General features: G+C 40.1%; 17 protein-coding genes. 14 read left to right on the top strand and 3 right to left on the bottom strand.

Annotated features, from left to right (window positions below):
- Positions 1-627: 627 nt before the first annotated feature.
- From G8761_RS14235 to G8761_RS14225, 3 genes are all read left to right on the top strand, one after another.
- Positions 628-1,368 (top strand): ABC transporter ATP-binding protein, encoded by a 741-nt coding sequence (locus G8761_RS14235; protein ID WP_166027777.1) that lies wholly within the window; start codon positions 628-630, stop codon positions 1,366-1,368.
- Positions 1,361-2,587, top strand: coding sequence for an ABC transporter permease (locus G8761_RS14230; RefSeq protein ID WP_166027775.1), 1,227 nt, complete (start codon positions 1,361-1,363; stop codon positions 2,585-2,587). The genes G8761_RS14235 and G8761_RS14230 overlap by 8 nt, the downstream gene beginning before the upstream one ends.
- A gap of 79 nt (positions 2,588-2,666) precedes the next feature.
- On the top strand, positions 2,667-3,392 hold the full coding sequence (locus G8761_RS14225; RefSeq protein WP_166027773.1) for an EcsC family protein: 726 nt from the start codon (positions 2,667-2,669) through the stop codon (positions 3,390-3,392).
- Between the two features lie 30 nt (positions 3,393-3,422).
- Here the strand turns inward: G8761_RS14225 and G8761_RS14220 are convergent, their stop codons facing one another.
- Positions 3,423-4,619, bottom strand: coding sequence for a M20 family metallopeptidase (locus G8761_RS14220; RefSeq protein WP_275940707.1), 1,197 nt, complete (start codon positions 4,617-4,619; stop codon positions 3,423-3,425).
- Positions 4,620-4,808: 189 nt separating this feature from the next.
- On the opposite strand from G8761_RS14220, the gene G8761_RS14215 reads away from it, so the two are divergent.
- Both G8761_RS14215 and G8761_RS14210 read left to right on the top strand, forming a co-directional pair.
- Positions 4,809-5,108 carry a hypothetical protein gene (locus G8761_RS14215; protein ID WP_166027771.1) on the top strand — a complete coding sequence of 100 codons (300 nt, stop codon included), beginning with the start codon at positions 4,809-4,811 and terminating at the stop codon, positions 5,106-5,108.
- Entirely contained in the window at positions 5,071-5,436 is a 366-nt protein-coding gene (locus tag G8761_RS14210; protein WP_166027769.1) for a phosphatase PAP2 family protein, read from the top strand. Before G8761_RS14215 ends, G8761_RS14210 begins: the two co-directional genes overlap by 38 nt.
- Positions 5,437-5,660: 224 nt before the next feature.
- Here the strand turns inward: G8761_RS14210 and G8761_RS14205 are convergent, their stop codons facing one another.
- Positions 5,661-7,055 (bottom strand): hypothetical protein, encoded by a 1,395-nt coding sequence (locus tag G8761_RS14205; protein WP_166027767.1) that lies wholly within the window; start codon positions 7,053-7,055, stop codon positions 5,661-5,663.
- A 164-nt stretch (positions 7,056-7,219) separates the two neighbouring features.
- Positions 7,220-7,726 (bottom strand): antibiotic biosynthesis monooxygenase family protein, encoded by a 507-nt coding sequence (locus G8761_RS14200; protein WP_166027765.1) that lies wholly within the window; start codon positions 7,724-7,726, stop codon positions 7,220-7,222.
- Between the two features lie 266 nt (positions 7,727-7,992).
- Between G8761_RS14200 and hemE the strand changes: the two genes are divergently transcribed.
- The 9 genes from hemE to G8761_RS14155 all read left to right on the top strand — a co-directional run bounded on the left by hemE (position 7,993) and on the right by G8761_RS14155 (position 17,777).
- Complete coding sequence (gene hemE / locus G8761_RS14195; protein ID WP_166027763.1) at positions 7,993-9,030, top strand: uroporphyrinogen decarboxylase; 1,038 nt, start codon at positions 7,993-7,995, stop codon at positions 9,028-9,030.
- Positions 9,031-9,149: 119 nt separating this feature from the next.
- The gene (gene hemH / locus G8761_RS14190; RefSeq protein ID WP_166027761.1) at positions 9,150-10,085 is read left to right on the top strand and encodes a ferrochelatase; all 936 of its coding nucleotides are present in this window, start codon (positions 9,150-9,152) and stop codon (positions 10,083-10,085) included.
- Positions 10,086-10,105: 20 nt separating this feature from the next.
- On the top strand, positions 10,106-11,542 hold the full coding sequence (gene hemY, locus G8761_RS14185; RefSeq protein ID WP_166027759.1) for a protoporphyrinogen oxidase: 1,437 nt from the start codon (positions 10,106-10,108) through the stop codon (positions 11,540-11,542).
- Between the two features lie 177 nt (positions 11,543-11,719).
- The gene (locus G8761_RS14180) at positions 11,720-12,454 is read left to right on the top strand and encodes an MBL fold metallo-hydrolase (RefSeq protein WP_166027757.1); all 735 of its coding nucleotides are present in this window, start codon (positions 11,720-11,722) and stop codon (positions 12,452-12,454) included.
- Between the two features lie 14 nt (positions 12,455-12,468).
- A complete protein-coding gene (locus G8761_RS14175; RefSeq protein ID WP_166027755.1) occupies positions 12,469-13,458 on the top strand; it encodes a lipoate--protein ligase in 990 nt (329 codons plus the stop codon).
- Between the two features lie 353 nt (positions 13,459-13,811).
- Positions 13,812-15,371 carry a fatty acid--CoA ligase family protein gene (locus tag G8761_RS14170; protein ID WP_166027753.1) on the top strand — a complete coding sequence of 520 codons (1,560 nt, stop codon included), beginning with the start codon at positions 13,812-13,814 and terminating at the stop codon, positions 15,369-15,371.
- Between the two features lie 460 nt (positions 15,372-15,831).
- Positions 15,832-16,608 (top strand): enoyl-CoA hydratase-related protein, encoded by a 777-nt coding sequence (locus tag G8761_RS14165; RefSeq protein ID WP_166027751.1) that lies wholly within the window; start codon positions 15,832-15,834, stop codon positions 16,606-16,608.
- Positions 16,609-16,753: 145 nt separating this feature from the next.
- Positions 16,754-17,482, top strand: a complete 729-nt coding sequence (locus G8761_RS14160) for an AzlC family ABC transporter permease (RefSeq protein WP_166027749.1) — start codon at positions 16,754-16,756, stop codon at positions 17,480-17,482.
- Positions 17,472-17,777, top strand: a complete 306-nt coding sequence (locus G8761_RS14155; RefSeq protein ID WP_166027747.1) for an AzlD domain-containing protein — start codon at positions 17,472-17,474, stop codon at positions 17,775-17,777. Before G8761_RS14160 ends, G8761_RS14155 begins: the two co-directional genes overlap by 11 nt.
- Positions 17,778-17,871: the final 94 nt, after the last annotated feature.

Raw genomic sequence — 17,871 nt, 5'->3', positions numbered from 1 at the left:
CTGAACGCATTATTGGGACTTCGGTTCGTTTTTCACCGAGTTTTCTTTACCGTATTTTACCACACTTATACCCTATATAAAAAAACAAAAGCAGGATCCGCATAGGAATCCTGCCCTGTGAAGGGGGAAATGCTTCTTATTGGGACGTTCTTTCAGGATTTCTCTTTGATAAACACCTCATTTATTAAAATGATGGTTCGTGTTCATATAAAGAGTTTACTTCGTTCAAGCTGACCATCCCCTTGTATCTTTATAGGTTTCTCAACGTATAAAGCGGTTGATAGGTCTTTTGTAAACACCTCATTTTTCAGTTTTAATAACTGCCGTTAGACGGTGCGGTGCTTTCTGAACGTTAAATGGTTTATAGTTACAACGTGCATAACAACCATCCCCTTATTAAACGTATGAAGCGGTTAAATTGAATGATATATGTCTGCGACAGACACCTCATTTTCAATTCGATTGTTTTCCCCTTCAATAATTATGATGTCCCTAATTTTTTAAAAAATGCACTTAAATTTTCAAATCAGCGGATTTCTATTTTTATGAAGGATATTTTGTTAAAATGAAACATTATAGGCAACACAATTTTGTACTCAGGATAATAAAGAGGAAGGACGTTTTGCAATGTCGTTATTGGAGATTCAAAACCTGACAGGCGGCTATACAAGGAATCCTGTCCTAAAAGACGTTTCGTTTGATGTAAAGGAAAAAGAAATTATTGGCTTAATTGGATTGAACGGTGCCGGGAAAAGTACAACAATAAAGCATATTATAGGTCTAATGGAGCCTCATAGCGGTCAGATTAAATTGAATGGCCACACCTTTATGGAGGATAAAGAAGCATATCGAAAGAAATTCACCTTTATTCCTGAAACACCTATTTTATATGAAGAATTAACGCTGGAAGAACACTTAAGGCTTACAGCCATGGCATATGGGCTTAATCCATCGGACTATGAAGAGCGGACAGCCAGACTGTTAAAGGAATTCCGAATGGAAAAGCGATTAAAATGGTTTCCAGCGCATTTTTCAAAGGGAATGAAGCAAAAAGTAATGATTATGTGTGCTTTTTTGGTGCAGCCTTCCCTATACATAGTAGATGAGCCATTTGTTGGTCTCGATCCGCTTGGAATCCAATCATTATTGGATTTAATGAAGAAAATGAAAGAAAATGGGGCAGGAATTCTGATGTCCACTCATATACTTGCAACAGCGGAAAGATACTGCGACCGGTTTGTTATTTTACATGAAGGAAAGATCAGGGCAAAGGGAACACTGGAAGAATTAAGGGAGCAATTTTCCATGCATGGTGCGACCCTTGATGATTTGTATATCCAGCTGACAAAGGAAGAAAATTATGTTTGATGAAAATAAGCTATGGAAAGACCGTTCCGGACAGCGGATGAAGGACATCGGAAAATATCTTCGCTATATTTTCAATGGTCATCTTATGATCGTGCTGTTATTTCTTATTGGTTCGGCCGCCTTTTATTATCAAAAGTGGGTCAAAACTTTGCCGGAAGACTTTCCTGCTGCGTCTATTATGGCACTGGTGCTGGGATTTTTGCTGACCTACAGTCCTGTTTATAATTTTTTATTGGAAGCGGATAAAGTGTTCCTCCTGCCCCTGGAAAATAAACTGAATAAGTTTTTTTTCCGTGCTGGTATAGTCAGCCTTATTTTTCAGGGGTATATTCTCCTGATGATTCAGGCTGTACTCATGCCAATTTTTGCACAAGTAAGCGGAAAAGGGTTTGGACTTTTTATTCCATTCTTTGTTGTTTTATTGGTCATAAAAGCATGGAACCTGGCTGTTGGCTGGAAGGTTCAATACGAGGTAAATCAATCTGTTCATGTTCGGGACTTCATTGTTCGTTTTTTTGTCAATGCGGTTTTTGTATATCTCCTCTTCAAACAGGCAAATTTCCTGTTGCTCGGGATTATGGTCTTAATTATGGTTTTATATTACCTTTATTTTAAAAAGAAATCGGAACAAAAAGGATTAAAATGGGATGCCCTTATTACCCAGGAAGAAAAAAGAATGGCTTCCTTTTACAGGCTGGCTAATATGTTTACGGATGTGCCAAAATTAAAGGATTCTGTAAAGAGGCGAATATGGCTGGATATTTTCCTTCGTTCCATCTCTTTCTCATCTGAAAAAACATTTCATTATTTATTTTCCAGAACCTTTCTTCGGACGGGGGATTATTTGGGATTATTCCTACGGCTTACTGTAATTGGAGGTCTGGCGGTTTACTATTTATCCTTCGGATGGGGACAGGTGCTTCTGTCTGTTTTGTTTCTTTATTTAACAGGATTTCAGCTGCTGCCACTATGGAATCATCACCAAAATAAGCTTTGGGTTGATTTATACCCGGTTAAGGAGAAATATAAGGCAGCTGCCTTTTTCTTCATCCTTACCGTGGTCCTTTGTATACAGGCCATTCTCTTTGCTTTATTAATTCTGGTAAAGGGAGAATTTGCAGAAGCACTTGTTTCACTTGCAGCTAGTCTCCTTTTTACGTATTATTTTGTTTATATTTACAGCAACAAGAGAATAAAGAAACCAGGGTCCTCTTTCTGATGAAAGGGGATTTTTTTGAAACACTATACGATATTTAACGTACTAACTTGTATGAATAATTTGTAAAGGTTGGGAAATTATGAATGAATATGAATTAAAGCTTTGCGATGAATTACAGGAATGGACGCAGGAGGTTAAAAAACGATCAGGGATCATGAATCGTTTATCGAAAAAGGCTCAGACAAAAATAAATGGTATGATTCCCGAAAAGGTTCACTCTGTTGTTACTGAGGGGATAAAAGGGATGGTAAAAGCTACATTGGTCGGTTCTCAATATACTAATTTCAGAAAACAACCTCCTGCCAGTACATTGGAGGAGCGGGATGAGCTTGCTCGAAAAAAAATAGCTGCATATCAAAAGGCAGCCGTAATTGAGGGTGCGGGAACAGGAGCGGGAGGAATTCTTCTGGGGCTCGCTGACTTTCCATTGCTTTTAGCCATTAAAATGAAAGCACTATTTGAATTGGCGGCCGTATATGGATACGATACAAGCGAATATTCAGAACGGCTGTTTATCCTTCATGTTTTTAAGCTTGCCTTTTCAAGCGATGAAGCCAGGAGGGAAGCTTTTGAAATCATTGATAATTGGGACCAAAGGAAGGAAGAAATAATCGAAATAGACTGGAAAGAGTTTCAGCAGGAGTATCGTGATTATCTGGACCTTGCAAAATTGCTTCAGCTTGTTCCGGGAATTGGTGCCTTTGTGGGAGCCTATGCAAACAACAACCTTTTAAAGCACCTCGGAGATACAGCGATGAATGCCTACAGGCTCAGAATATTAAAAGAAAGCCCCCATGCCGATTAAATAGCAGGGGGCTGGTCTCTTATTTTAAATTTAAACTTGTACAGCTTCTTGCGCTTTTAAACTATATTGGATGGCCGCAGTGCCTAGTGTTTTTGCTGCTATAAGCATTGCCCGCTCATCTATATCAAATCTTGGATGATGGTGAGGAAAGACTGCTTCTTCATTTGCCGGGCTGGCTCCTGTAAAAAAGAAATTCCCTGGAACCTTTTGAAGATAATAGGCAAAATCCTCACCTCCCATATGAGGCTCAGTTTCTTCAATAATATTTACTTCTGGAACATTTTTTGCGCAGGAAATTAGGAATTCTGTTTCCGCAGAAGGATTTACCACTGCCGGATATCCTCTCACAAAATCATACTTATAAGTACTTTCTGTGGAATAGCAGGTGCCATAAGTAACCCTTTCTATTTCTTCCTCTATGAAAGTCCGTGTATCTTCATTAAAGGTTCTGACTGTACCAATCAGCTTTGCTTTATCCGCGATAACATTAAAAGCATTTTCAGCGGTAAAGGAACCGACAGTAACAACGGCAGAATCCACTGGATTGACCCTCCTGCTCACAATCTGCTGGAGATTGATAACAAGCTGAGAGGCTGTAACGATTGCATCTTTTGTATTATGAGGCTGGGCTCCATGACCGCCTTTTCCCTGAATATTTATTTCAAACCTGTCTGCTGCGGCCATAATAGGTCCTGTGCGGTACTGAATTTTGCCCAATGGCTCCAACGCCCAAAGATGCGTTCCAAAGATTGCGTCTACACCGTCAAGACAGCCAGCCTCTATCATAGATGCCGCGCCTCCCGGGGCATATTCCTCCGCATGCTGATGAATAAAAACGAACGTTCCTGCCAATTCGTTTCTGTTTTCATGAATCGTTTTGGCAAGTATTAAAAGAGTCGCCGTATGCCCATCATGCCCGCATGCATGCATGACACCTGGTACGAGGGAGCGGTAAGGTACATCTTTTTCGTCCTGGATCGGCAGCGCATCAAAGTCTGCACGCAATGCTACTGTTTTACCCGGTTTTCCTCCATAAACCTTTGCCACGACTCCGTTGCCGCCTACATTTCCTCTTACTTCAATTCCAAGCTCATCATAAAAGGACTTTATGTATTTTGCAGTATTTACTTCTTTAAAAGACAGTTCTGGATTCTGATGTAAATAGCGTCGGATAGAAACCATTTCATCGTACCGGCTTTCCAATGAGTCAAAGATTTCCTTTAGCAAAGTAAACTCCTCCGTTGTTTGTATTTTCTAACTATTTTAACATTCTTCTATTAAATAAAGTGGATTTTCTTTAAAAATTTTCATATACTTTTTAATGTTTGCAGATATACTCTCAGAAACAGTCAAATAAAGTCACAATAAGGGTTTATATATATAGGGAGAAACTGTAAACGGGTTAAGGGGAGAAAAATGGAGAGAAGAAATGGTTATAAGCCGTCTTTTATTATGTTTTGTTTATCTATCGTTGTATCAGTTCTAATCATCATGGAGGTCCAAAAGGATAAAAATTTATGGCTGGATGAAAAAATGACTGCGTTATTTTTAAATGTTCCAGAAGCACTTCATTCTTTTTTTATTCTGCTAACAGCAATGGGGGATAAAAAGGGAATAGGGGTAGTTGCATTACTCGTGCTTGCCTATCTTTTTAATCCGAAAAAAAGATTTTACAGGGATGGGTGCTTTTGCGCTGGCTATTGCACTGGGGAATGAAGTAAGCAAATGGATAAAGGATTCAGTAGCCCGTCCCAGACCGGACCTGGAACATCTTGTTCCTGTTAGCAGCTACAGCTTTCCAAGCGGCCATGCAATGGTTGAAATGATTTTATATTTTTTTACTGTTTATTTCATTATTAGGGATCTTAAAAGTAAAACTGCCAAATCGATTACGGCTGCAATATTTATTATATTTATTCTGTTATTAGGTGCTAGCAGAATCATACTGCAGGTCCATTTCCCAACAGATGTAATTGGAGGCTATGCCCTAGGGTATGCTTGGGTTTATTTATGGATTCTCTTATACAACTACTCTAAAAAATAGCTTTTAAAAAATAGGCTTTATAAAATGGGGAATCTGCTCCATTTCCGCGGACGAACTGGCAAGCCTCCTGAATCGTACCTCATTGCGGGGTCTTGCCAGCCCGTTTTTTCGCTGGAGTGCAGCAGATTCCCTTACTATTTAACAATATTGTTTGCCAGGGCACGAAAATAAGAAGCCGGCCCTATTACTCTTCATTTCGAAGGGGGTATGGGGGCCAGCTTTTTTTAGATAAGGAACATTGCTACAATAGTCGTTACGACGAGGCCGATTGTAACAGGAAGCAGATTTCTTCTTGCCAGTTCAAATGGATCCACGTTACAAATTGCGGCAGCCGGAATAAGCGCCCATGGGACAAGTGTTCCTCCGCCAACCCATATGGCTGCAATCTGTCCAAGCGCAGTAAGAGTGGCTGCGCCCTTTCCAATCGAAATGGCAAATAAGTGGGCAATAGATCCTGCAAGGGAAATGCCGGAGAAGCCTGATCCATCCAAACCGGTAATGGCACCGACTGCGGTTAGTGTTATAGCCCCAACCTCCTTGCTCAAAGGAACAATTGAAGCAAGTGCCACACCTAAATCATTCACAATTCCCTGAGAACCCTTAGGCAAAAAATCGCCAATAATTTTAGTAAAGCCAGCATCGCCTAAGTAGAAGAAGGCTGCAATGGGAATGACCGGTCCGAAGACTCTGAAACCAAATTGAAATCCCTCAATCAAGTATTCTGTGGTTTGTTCAAGACCTTTATTTTTATAGGCCGCAAGTGTTATAGCCAGGAGGATAAAGATGGACGTTCCGCCGATAAGAGCTGTAGCATCTCCGCCCTGTAAATGCAGAAAATACATGGCAGCTACATCTATTAGAAATAAAACAGGTACAAATATCGCAAAGAAGCGCTTTTTTCCCTCTGTTAATAACTCGGGCTGGACTTGCGAATCTTCCTTTTTTTCTTCAGAAATCACCTCGGACTGAAGCTTTCCCTTTTTCATATCTCTTTTTAAGAAATAAAAAGCGGTTACTGTTGTGACAAGTCCCATAACAAATACTAAGGGAATACTAGCCTGAACAACATCGCTGACCTTGAGGCTTGCCGCGTCAGCAGTTAGTTTCGGAGCAGCCTGGATAATGAAGTCACCGGATAGGGCTATCCCATGTCCAAATAAGTTCATTGCCATTGCTACGCCAAGTGCAGGTAAACCAGCTCTTAAGGCTACTGGCAGAAGGACAGCCCCTAATAAAGCTACAGCTGGGGATGGCCAGAAGAACCAGGAAATAACCATCATGAGAATTCCGATTATCCAATAAGCGAGTGAAGAATTTTTTATAAGTTTTGAAAAAGGAGAAATCATTACATCATTGATTCCGGTTACTGTCAGAGTTCTGCTCATTCCTACAATAATAGAGATAACGAGAATAGTGGACAACAATTCCGTAATAGCATAAATGAAGCTATTAAAGATACTGCTCACTGAGCTGCTTAAAGACCCGGTCGCGGTGAATGCAATTAAAAATATCCCTGCGATACAGACCAGGGTAGTATCTCTTCTCATTACCATAAATCCAATAATGAGTGCGATAAAAAGTACATATATCCAGTGGAGAGCGGTAAGCTCTACAACCATAAAAAGGCCTCCTTCCTTTCATCTCCGGATGGGTATGGGTGATAGCCCGGGGGATGTAATACAGGATATGAAGGACCTATCAAGTGGTGAGCAATCCCGATAAATTTTGTGAAATTCGCTAATAAAAAAGGAACAGGGAAGGCCTGTTCCTTTTAAATCTTGTATTATTCCTCGACAATGGTGTATTTAGTAACGTAGGAGCTGCCGGAAAAAATATTAGGTACAGTATCGATCCCCTTTTCGGTTCCTCTTTTTTCGTGCGCCTTGTCGTAAGACTTCGAGGACTGCCAGCTTAGAAAATCGTCAGCGGCATCCCAAACAGTCAGGATAATATAGGTATCGCTTGATAATGGCCGCAGAACCCGGATCGCCTGGAATCCTGGTACATTTTCAACCATTCTTGCCCTGTTGTTAAAACGATATTCAAATAATGGCCTGCCCTCCTCCGTTACAGGGATATTATTCATAACTACGTAAGCAGTGCTTTTAAACTCACCTGCAGAATCTACCACCTCATAGCTTCTTGGTGTACTAAAAACAGTATCGCCATTTGTCTCATGAAGAAGAAGAGCTCCTTCGGCATTTTGCATAATGGACATTTTCTCATTCGCATGTTTTTTTCGAATGCTATTAAGAAAGTCATACGTTCCTGTGGTCATGTAAATATTCAATACTATCCACCCCTGTTTTTATATAAGATTTAAGGCATTCTTTTTTCTAAAAGTACCCTATTATGTTTGTATATCCATTCTTTACAGTCAGGAAAACAAAAAAACGACTATTTTTTGACACTTATCCTTGGCGCCTATACATAAACCAGCTAAATCCTATATAGTGAAGACAGTTATGAAAAGGAAAACATGGACAATTAGTTTCTATTTTTAAGTTGGATATATTAAAATGAAAAAAGATATGCTCCAGAAAGGTGGCTCCCTTAATGACAAGGAAGATTAACGAAACATTTTTAAAAGCCGCAAGAGGTGAAAAAACAAATTATACACCAGTATGGTATATGAGGCAGGCTGGAAGGTCGCAGCCTGAGTATAGAGCCATTAAAGAGAAATATTCTTTATTTGAAATAACCCATCAGCCTGAGCTTTGTGCATATGTGACGCGCTTGCCCGTGGAACAATATAACGTAGACGCCGCAATACTTTATAAAGATATTATGACTCCACTGCCGGCTATTGGTGTGGATGTTGAAATAAAATCAGGAATTGGCCCGGTTATTGGAAATCCTGTAAAGTCACTTGAAGATGTTGAAAAGCTTGGAGAAATCAATCCAGAAGAGGATGTTCCGTATGTCCTTAATACAATTAAACTATTAACAGAGGAACAATTATCTGTACCACTAATCGGATTTTCGGGTGCTCCCTTTACATTAGCGAGTTATATGATTGAAGGCGGGCCATCAAGAAATTACAACAAAACAAAAGCGTTTATGTATGCGGAGCCGAAAGCCTGGTTTGCATTAATGGATAAGCTGGGGGATATGATTATTACATATGTTAAATCCCAGATAAAAGCAGGGGCAAAGGCTATTCAAATTTTTGACTCATGGGTCGGTGCCTTGAATACAGTAGATTACCGCTATTATATTAAACCAGTAATGCAGCGGATATTTTCTTCTTTAAAAGAAGAAAACGTACCATTAATTATGTTTGGTGTAGGAGCAAGCCACCTTGCTATGGAATGGAACGATCTGCCGCTTGATGTAGTTGGGCTGGATTGGCGATTATCAATCAGAGAAGCAAGGGAATTAGGGATTACTAAAACTGTTCAGGGAAATCTTGATCCTGCCATTTTGCTGGCACCATGGGAAGTTATTGAACAAAAAGCGAAGGAAGTGCTGGACCAGGGATTGGCAGAGCCTGGACATATATTTAACCTGGGGCATGGAGTATTTCCTGAGGTAAATCCTGAAATGCTGAAAAGATTAGCAGCCTTTATTCATGAATATTCAGCATCAAAATAAAGAAAAAAGTTCTTTATTTATGAATTTGGATGAAGCTTAAAAAGACATCGGCAGGGGAATCCTCTGCCGATGCAAGTGTTCCCGGGGATGGCGGGGAAATTTACAAACGAGGTGCAGGAATGACGAAAAAGAAAATGGGCTTATTGGTAATGGCGTATGGTACGCCTTATAAAATAGAAGATCTTGAAAGATATTACACACATATCAGACGCGGAAGAAAGCCGTCTCCCGAGATGATCGACGAGCTTCGGGGCAGATATGAAGCAATTGGCGGAATATCCCCACTTGCAAAGATCACACAGGAACAGGCTGAAAAATTAGAGAAGCATTTGAACAGTGTTCAAGACGAGATAGAATTTAAAATGTATCTGGGATTAAAGCATATTAACCCGTTCATTGAGGACGCAGTTCAGCAAATGCATGAGGATGGAATTGAAGAAGCAGTTAGTCTTGTTCTTGCTCCTCATTTTTCTACCTTTAGCGTAAAGTCCTACAATGGAAGAGCTGCTGAGGAAGCAGAAAAATTGGGAGGGCCGCGTATCACCTCCATTGAAAGCTGGTATGATGAGCCTAAATTTATAGCTTACTGGGCAGAAAAGTTGAAGAACGTATATGCGCAGATGCCTCAGGAAGAAAGAGAGCATTCTATGTTAATTGTTTCAGCACACAGCCTTCCTGAAAAGATCCTCCAATTTGGGGACCCCTACCCTGAGCAGCTGCGTGAAACGGCAGAATTAATAGCAAAAGAAGCGGGTGTAGAAAGATATACTATTGGGTGGCAGAGCGCTGGAAACACACCAGAACCTTGGCTGGGTCCTGATGTTCAGGATCTCACCCGAGAGCTGTATCAGGAAAGTCAATATAAGGCTTTTGTCTACGCTCCTGTCGGTTTTGTATGTGACCATTTGGAAGTTCTTTATGATAATGACTATGAATGTAAAGCCGTAACGCAGGAGGTAGGAGCAAGCTATTACCGCCCTGAAATGCCGAATGCAAAGGATGAATTTATAGAGGCTCTATCGAATGTAGTTATGAATAAGATCATTAATAGGTAAAAACAAAAGGCGGTGTTTTTATGACGGAAGAAAAACAGAAGATTGCCATTATAGGTGGAGGAATAGCAGGACTAACAGCTGCATTTTATCTCCAAAAAACAATACTCGAACATAATCTTCCGGCCAAGATTAAAATCATAGAAGCTTCACACCGTCTTGGAGGAAAAATGCAAACCGTTATAAGGGACGGCTTTATCATTGAGCGTGGACCGGATTCATTTCTCGCAAGGAAATCGAGTATATCAAAACTTGCAAAAGAAGTGGGAATGGAAGATGAGCTTGTTCATAATTCCACTGGAAAATCATATGTCCTGGTCAATGAAAAGCTCTATCCAATGCCGGGTGGTTCCATTATGGGCATTCCTACAGAATTAGCGCCTTTTGTAACTACTGGTTTATTTTCACTTCAAGGAAAGATTAGGGCTGCTGCTGACTTTATACTGCCAAGGTCTCAAAAGGAACAGGATAAATCTCTCGGTGAATTTTTTAGAAGAAGAATGGGAGATGAAGTGGTAGAAAATTTAATCGAACCACTTCTTTCAGGTATTTATGCAGGAGATATCGACCAATTAAGCCTGATGTCAACCTTCCCTCAATTTTATCAAGTAGAGCAAAAGTACAGAAGCCTTATTATAGGCATGAAAAAGACCACTCCTGCACCGGCAAAACAATCTGACACAACTGGCAGGAAGCAGGGGGCATTTTTAACCTTCAAATCCGGCCTGCAGTCATTTGCCGATGCTATTGCGGACAAATTGGATCCGGAATGTATTTTAACGGGACATAAAGTGACCAAAATTAACAAAACAGATAATTATTATGAAATCTACTTAAATAATGGTGAGACTCTTTATGCAGATAGTATTATTGCTGCAATTCCCCATAAAGTAACACAGTCTATGTTTTCGCAATATGAGTTTTTTGACAATTTTAAGCTTATGCCATCAACATCAGTCGCTACTGTAGCACTTGCTTTTCCTAAGGAAGCTATAAAAAGTGATATTGACGGGACTGGTTTTGTGGTTTCTCGGAACAGTGATTATACGATTACAGCCTGTACCTGGACACACAAAAAGTGGGAGCATTCCACCCCTGAGGGAAAAGTGCTGCTCCGTTGTTATGTTGGCAGAGCGGGTGAGGAAACAATCGTTGATCTTTCTGATGATCAGATTGTTAAAATTGTTTTGGATGACTTGAATAAAACAATGGATATTACAATGGAACCAGAGTTCTTCGTGGTTTCCCGATGGAAAAATGCTATGCCTCAATACACAGTTGGACACAAGCAGCGAATCGGGGAAATTAAGGAGCATATGTTAACAGAACTGCCGGGCGTTTTTCTTGCGGGAGCCTCATACGAAGGAATTGGCCTGCCTGATTGTATCGACCAGGGAGAGGCAGCTGCAGTAAAAGTGCTTGAGTATTTAAACTTAAACAAGGAAGCTGTTAAAAGGTAACGGCTTCTTTGTGTTTATTCCGATATTTAAGTGTATACTTTTATGGAACGTTGGTGTTTTTTTACTAGTAACATAAGGGCCAATCCTAGATAAACTAGCTGTCAGACAGGCGGCTGGTTTTTTTATCTGAGATATGTTTTGATTGGATTATCCAGAGTGTTTAAGGGAGGAAATAAGTTGAAATTAACTGTTATTGGACCATGGGGTGGCTACCCGAAAAAGAATGAAGCAAGTTCCGGCTATCTGCTTGAACATAAAGATTTTAGATTGTTAATCGATTGTGGAAGCGGAGTACTTTCGAAACTGCAAAATCTTATTCAGCCTGAACAGCTTGACGCCGTTCTTATTTCTCACTATCATCCCGACCATATTGCCGATATCGGAGTACTTCAGCATGCTCGTTTAATCCAGGGATTTCTTGGAGCGGAGATGTCAAGCCTGCCTGTTTATGGCCATAAATTAGACAAGCCTGAGTTTGAAAAATTAACATATAAAAATATTACATTAGGGACTCCATACGATCCGGATTCCAAAATAAAGATCGGTCCCTTTGAGGTGTCTTTCCTTCGTACTGTTCATCCAGTTCCCTGTTTTGCCATGCGCATCGAAGCAGAGGGGAAAGTAATGGTCTATACAGCTGACACCTCATTTAAAGAAGAATTTATTCCTTTTAGCCAGGATGCAGATTTATTGGTTTGCGAATGTAATTTTTATGCAAACCAGAACGGAAGCGGGGCAGGGCATATGACAAGCACCCAGGCAGGGAATCTGGCGGAAAGTGCCGGCGTTAAACAGCTGATTCTGACCCACTTGCCTCATTATGGAAGACTTTCAGATTTAATCTTAGAAGCAGGTGAAGAATATGAGGGAGATATTCATCTGGCTGAGCAATTTTTGACAGTGGAAATATAAAAGGAGGAAATAAGATGTTATTTATAGATAACAAAGGGATAACCGATCCAAGGATCAACCTGGCCATCGAGGAATATGCCCTTAAAAGCTTGGATATTAATGAAACATATTTGCTTTTTTATATAAATAAACCTTCAATTATTATTGGGAAAAATCAAAATACGATTGAGGAAATTAACACTGATTATGTAGAAAGCCAAGGAATTCAGGTTGTTCGGCGATTATCCGGAGGCGGGGCTGTTTACCATGACCTGGGTAATTTGAATTTTAGCTTTATTACAAAGGATGACGGCGATAGTTTTCATAATTTCAGGAAGTTTACAGAGCCAGTGATAGCTGCACTTCAAAAGCTTGGGGTAAATGCTGAGCTAAGTGGGCGGAATGATATTCTTGCGGAAGGGCGGAAAATTTCCGGAAACGCCCAATTCTCTACAAGAGGAAGAATGTTTAGCCATGGAACACTGTTGTTTAATTCTGAAATGGATCATGTAGTTTCCGCCTTAAAAGTCAGAAAGGATAAAATTGAATCGAAGGGCATCAAATCTATACGAAGCCGGGTTGCGAATATTTCAGAATTCCTTACCGAAAAAATTGATATTGAAACCTTTCGTTCGCTCCTTCTAAAAAATATATTTGATGGGTCGGATGAGATCCCTGAATACGTTCTTACAGAAGAAGACTGGGACAAAATCAATGAGTTATCCAAAGAAAGATATCAAAACTGGGATTGGAATTATGGACGGTCACCTAAATTCAATCTTCAGCGCTCCCACCGTTTCCCAGTTGGACAAGTGGATGTAAGACTTGAAGTGGATAAAGGAATTATAGAGAACTGTAAAATTTATGGCGACTTTTTTGGAGTCGGTGATGTTTCCGATATCGAAAAACTCCTGAAGGATACCAGGTATGAAAAATCAGATATTGAGGGAGCGCTAGCGGGCATTGATATCAAACATTATTTTGGAAATATAACAAAAGAAGAATTTGTTGATCTTGTTTACTAATATGGAGGGGGAGCGTGGCTTTGTACCACGCTTTCTTTTTTAAAGGCTTTGTTGAAGCATATTATTGAAATTTCACTATGCTGATTCGAGCGGAAATCAACAGGCAAGATTAACAAAGTCTTTTTTAAAAGACACTTATTCCTAATAAGTAACCTAAAGTGACGTAGTTTTAAAGCAAAAGTAATGAAGAATTAGCTTTCATACCATACAGAGTATCTGCTAATACTTAATTTTTCCTATTCTTAAATAATAGAAAACTTGTATACATAAATTTCTTGCAATATAATATATTTAGAAAATTGTTTATATTATTATGAATGGCTATTCATTCATATTGGGAGGGGCAGGGAGAAATGAACTTATCGTCACAGCTTCACGAAACTGCGAAACTTTTTTCGGCTAAAACAGCGTATCACTTCATGGGTCAGTCAACTACATATGCCGAACTTGACGGTGCGGTAACAAAATTTGCTTCAGGATTAGAAAAACTAGGTGTAAAGCAGGGGGACCATATTGGATTATTGCTTGGGAATTCCCCGCATTTTGTCATTGGTTTGTATGGTGCATTAAGACTAGGAGCAACCGTGATTCCCATCAATCCTATCTATACGCCTGATGAAATTGGTTATATCTTAAACAACGGTGATGTAAAAGTGGTAGTAGCATTGGATTTGCTTTTGCCTCTTGCTGAAAAAATGCACCAGTTTCTTCCTAAAGTGGAGAATTTCATTATATGTGAAACCCTGCCTGGCAGTGATAGCAGCCAATTTGAAAAAGTTTTATCGCCAATCACAAAAATGAAATCGTTTACAAGTGTTTTGCAATCTGGAGACTTAAGCTTTAAAGGACCAGAACTGCTAGAAGACGATACGGCGCTTATCCTTTATACTTCCGGAACTACAGGAAAGCCTAAAGGTGCTATGCTTAGCCACAAAAACCTTTACAGTAATGCAAAAGATTCAGGAGATTATTTACACATTAATGACAAGGACCGGATCATTACCACTCTTCCAATGTTTCATGTTTTCTGTCTGACTGTTGCCTTGAATGCCCCTCTTATGAATGGGGCAACATTGCTGATAGTCCCTAAATTCAGCCCAAAAGAAATTTTCCGACTTGGAAAAGAATATGAACCAACCGTTTTTGCCGGTGTTCCAACTATGTACAATTTCATATATCAGTACCCAGAAGGAGATCCGGATGATCTGAAATCATTACGGCTATGTATTTCAGGAGGATCAGCTATGCCAGTAGCACTCCTGAATAATTTCGAGAAGAAATTCAATGTAGTAGTTTCTGAAGGTTATGGTCTTTCGGAATCATCACCAGTAACTTGTTTTAACCCACTTGATCGTCCCCGTAAAGCAGGATCAATTGGAAAGTCAATCCTCAATGTTGAAAATAAGGTTGTAGATGAACTTGGTGAGGAAGTTCCGGTTGGCGTTGTAGGCGAACTAATTGTACGCGGCCCAAATGTAATGAAGGGCTACTACAAGATGCCGGAAGAAACTGCTGCCACTCTTCGCGATGGATGGCTATACACTGGAGATCTAGCAAAAAAGGATGAGGATGGTTATTTTTATATAGTAGATCGCAAAAAGGATATGGTTATCGTTGGCGGTTACAATGTATATCCGAGAGAAGTAGAAGAAATTCTTTATGACCACCCTGATGTTGTGGAGGCGGCGGTTCTTGGAGTGCCAGATCTGAATTTTGGCGAAGCAGTAAAATGCTATGTGGTTAGCAAAAACCCTAATTTGACTGAGAAGGATCTTCTTGATTATTGCTCTCAACACCTTGCGAAGTACAAGGTTCCATCATCAATTGAGTTTTTAGAAGAGCTTCCAAAGAACACTACAGGAAAAATTTTAAGACGTGCCTTGAAGGAACAGGTAAAGCAAACATCGAAATGATTTTAAAAGGGACAGGCGCTTAGCCTGTCTTTTTTCCAAAGCTCTGTTAAAGCAGATTATTGTTTTTATCAATATTGTTGATTGGTGTTGTAGGCATGAGACTTCTTGATATTTCTTAATTATCCTAACGCAAATTTTCGTGCAAAGTAGTTCAAGGCTGCTTTCCTTGTGCTAACGCATAATTTCGTGGATTCGCAGATGTAATTTCAATATTGCTCCTGCGCCATAGAGTATTCGAAGAGGCCAACCCTCAGCTCGTCGCAAAGCCGCAAGTAGCAGGTCACAGATGCTTCTCACGAAGTTACCTTCCGGCAGTAGCTTGACTGTTCGCGGAAAGTGAGTTCCTCGTGTCAGGCAAAAGGCAGCCTGTCCCTGCGATGATTCTTCAAGGCAGCTTCCCTTTGTGGAGCAGAAATCAACATGCTAATTTTACAAACCTTTTTAAAAAGGGGATAAGGATATGGATTCAATTTTACTGGAGATCATGAATTATATTGCGATTGTTACCATTAACCGGAAGGAAGCATTGAACGCCTTTAATTATGAGACATTGGCATCACTGCACAAAGTGGTAGAGGATATAAGGGTTAATCCGGATATCCGGGCGGTCATCTTTACTGGAGCAGGTGAGAAGGCATTCAGCGTTGGCGCTGATTTGAAAGAACGGCGCACGCTTTCTGACGAACAGGTAAAAAGAAACTTAAATAAAATTAATGATGTATTTAATGCTATCGATCAGCTGCCACAGCCGACCATCGCGGCAATGAACGGTTTTGCCTTTGGCGGCGGCATGGAGCTTGCATTAGCCTGTGATTTCCGAATTGCAGCTAAAGGAACAAAAATGGGACTTACCGAAACAAGTCTCGCTATTATTCCTGGAGCAGGTGGAACACAAAGGCTTCCAAGGCTGATAGGGCAGGCAAAGGCTTTGGAATTAATCCTGACTGCCCGAAGGCTCACTTCAGAGGAAGCGCTCGGATATGGATTGGTAACAAGAGTAACGGATAATGTGGAAGTTCTTGCAGATAGCCAGGCTTTTGCTGAAACAATCCTTCAAAACGGTCCAATTGCCCTTCAGCAAGCAAAATTTTCCGTTAAAAATGGAATGAATACAGACCTGCAAACTGGCCTTCAGATTGAGCGAAAGGCTTATGAAATTACTATTCCAACAGAAGATAGGATTGAGGCACTCCAGGCATTTGCCGAAAAGAGAAAGCCTCAATTTAAAGGAAGATAGCATGGCATTCCAGCCATGCTTTTCGCTTGTTAAGATTTATTCTAGCTTTTCCACCGAAGTTTTTTAAAAATAATAATTTATTATAAACAGAAAATTTGTTAAAATATATTCTTAATTACATAGACGAGAGGAGAAGGTGAGAAGATTGTCTGATCTGGCGATAGGGAAACAGGCATCAGAATTTAGAAAAGGGCTTCAGGCTGGCATCAGTATCGGAGTGGGATATTTTCCTATAGCTTTGACATTTGGCCTGCTGGCTAAAGGGTCAGGGTTAAGTCTATATGAGACACTACTAATGAGCCTTCTGGTATTTGCGGGGGCAGCCCAATACATATCTTTAAGTTTATTATCATTTGGAACTGGGATTTTCGAAATCATTTTAACAACTTTTATCGTTAATATTCGTCATTTTTTAATGTCGGCATCCTTAAATGAAAAGGTAGAGGAAGATCGTCTCCTTTATAAAATTTTCTATTCATTTGGCATAACAGACGAAACATTCTCTGTAGCCGCCACCAAGGAAGGGACAGTCACAACAGGATTTATGTTTGGAGTTATTTTAGTCTCCTATTCTAGCTGGGTAGTAAATTCAGGACTGGGACACCTCATTGGAGCAAGCCTTCCGCAAACCCTTCAGGACAGCATGGGTGTTGCCCTTTATGCCATGTTTATCGGGCTGTTGGTTCCTTCTATGAGGAAAAATATAAAGGTAGTAATGCTTGCGATATTAGCTGCAGCTTTCAATTCGATTTTTACATTAGAAAAATTAATGGCACCTGGCTGGGCGATCGTATCCGCAACTTTGCTGTCTGCAATTATTGTAGAGAGCGTCGTAATGCTTGCTAAGAAAAGGGGGCACTTCAATGAAGAATGAGATTTTATGGATGATTCTTGGAATGTCCATCGTTACGTATATTCCAAGGATGCTGCCATTTGTTTTGTTTAAAGGGAAGGAATTGCCCTCTTTTTTACAGGGAATTCTGAAAAATGTTCCCTTTGCTACGCTGGGTGCGCTCATTTTTCCCGGTATTTTATTAATACAAAAGGATATCTGGTATGGGCTGATTGGCGCGGTCGCTGCTTTCATTGCTGCTTTCCTGGGTGCAAATGTGATTGTTACTGTCCTGGGATCGATTGCCGTTCTTGCTCTCTATTCGTCAATTCTTTAAGGGATTACGATAAAATAGATGTATTTAAAAAAAGCCGATTAAATCTAATTGGCTTTTATTTTGTGGATTGGTTCTAAAACAGGCCGTTTTAACT

This window comes from Neobacillus terrae (assembly GCF_011393025.1).
GTDB lineage: Bacteria > Bacillota > Bacilli > Bacillales > Cytobacillaceae > Neobacillus_A > Neobacillus_A terrae.
Note: the sequence above shows the minus strand (reverse complement) of the source record. Positions and strands in the feature narration are given on the sequence as shown.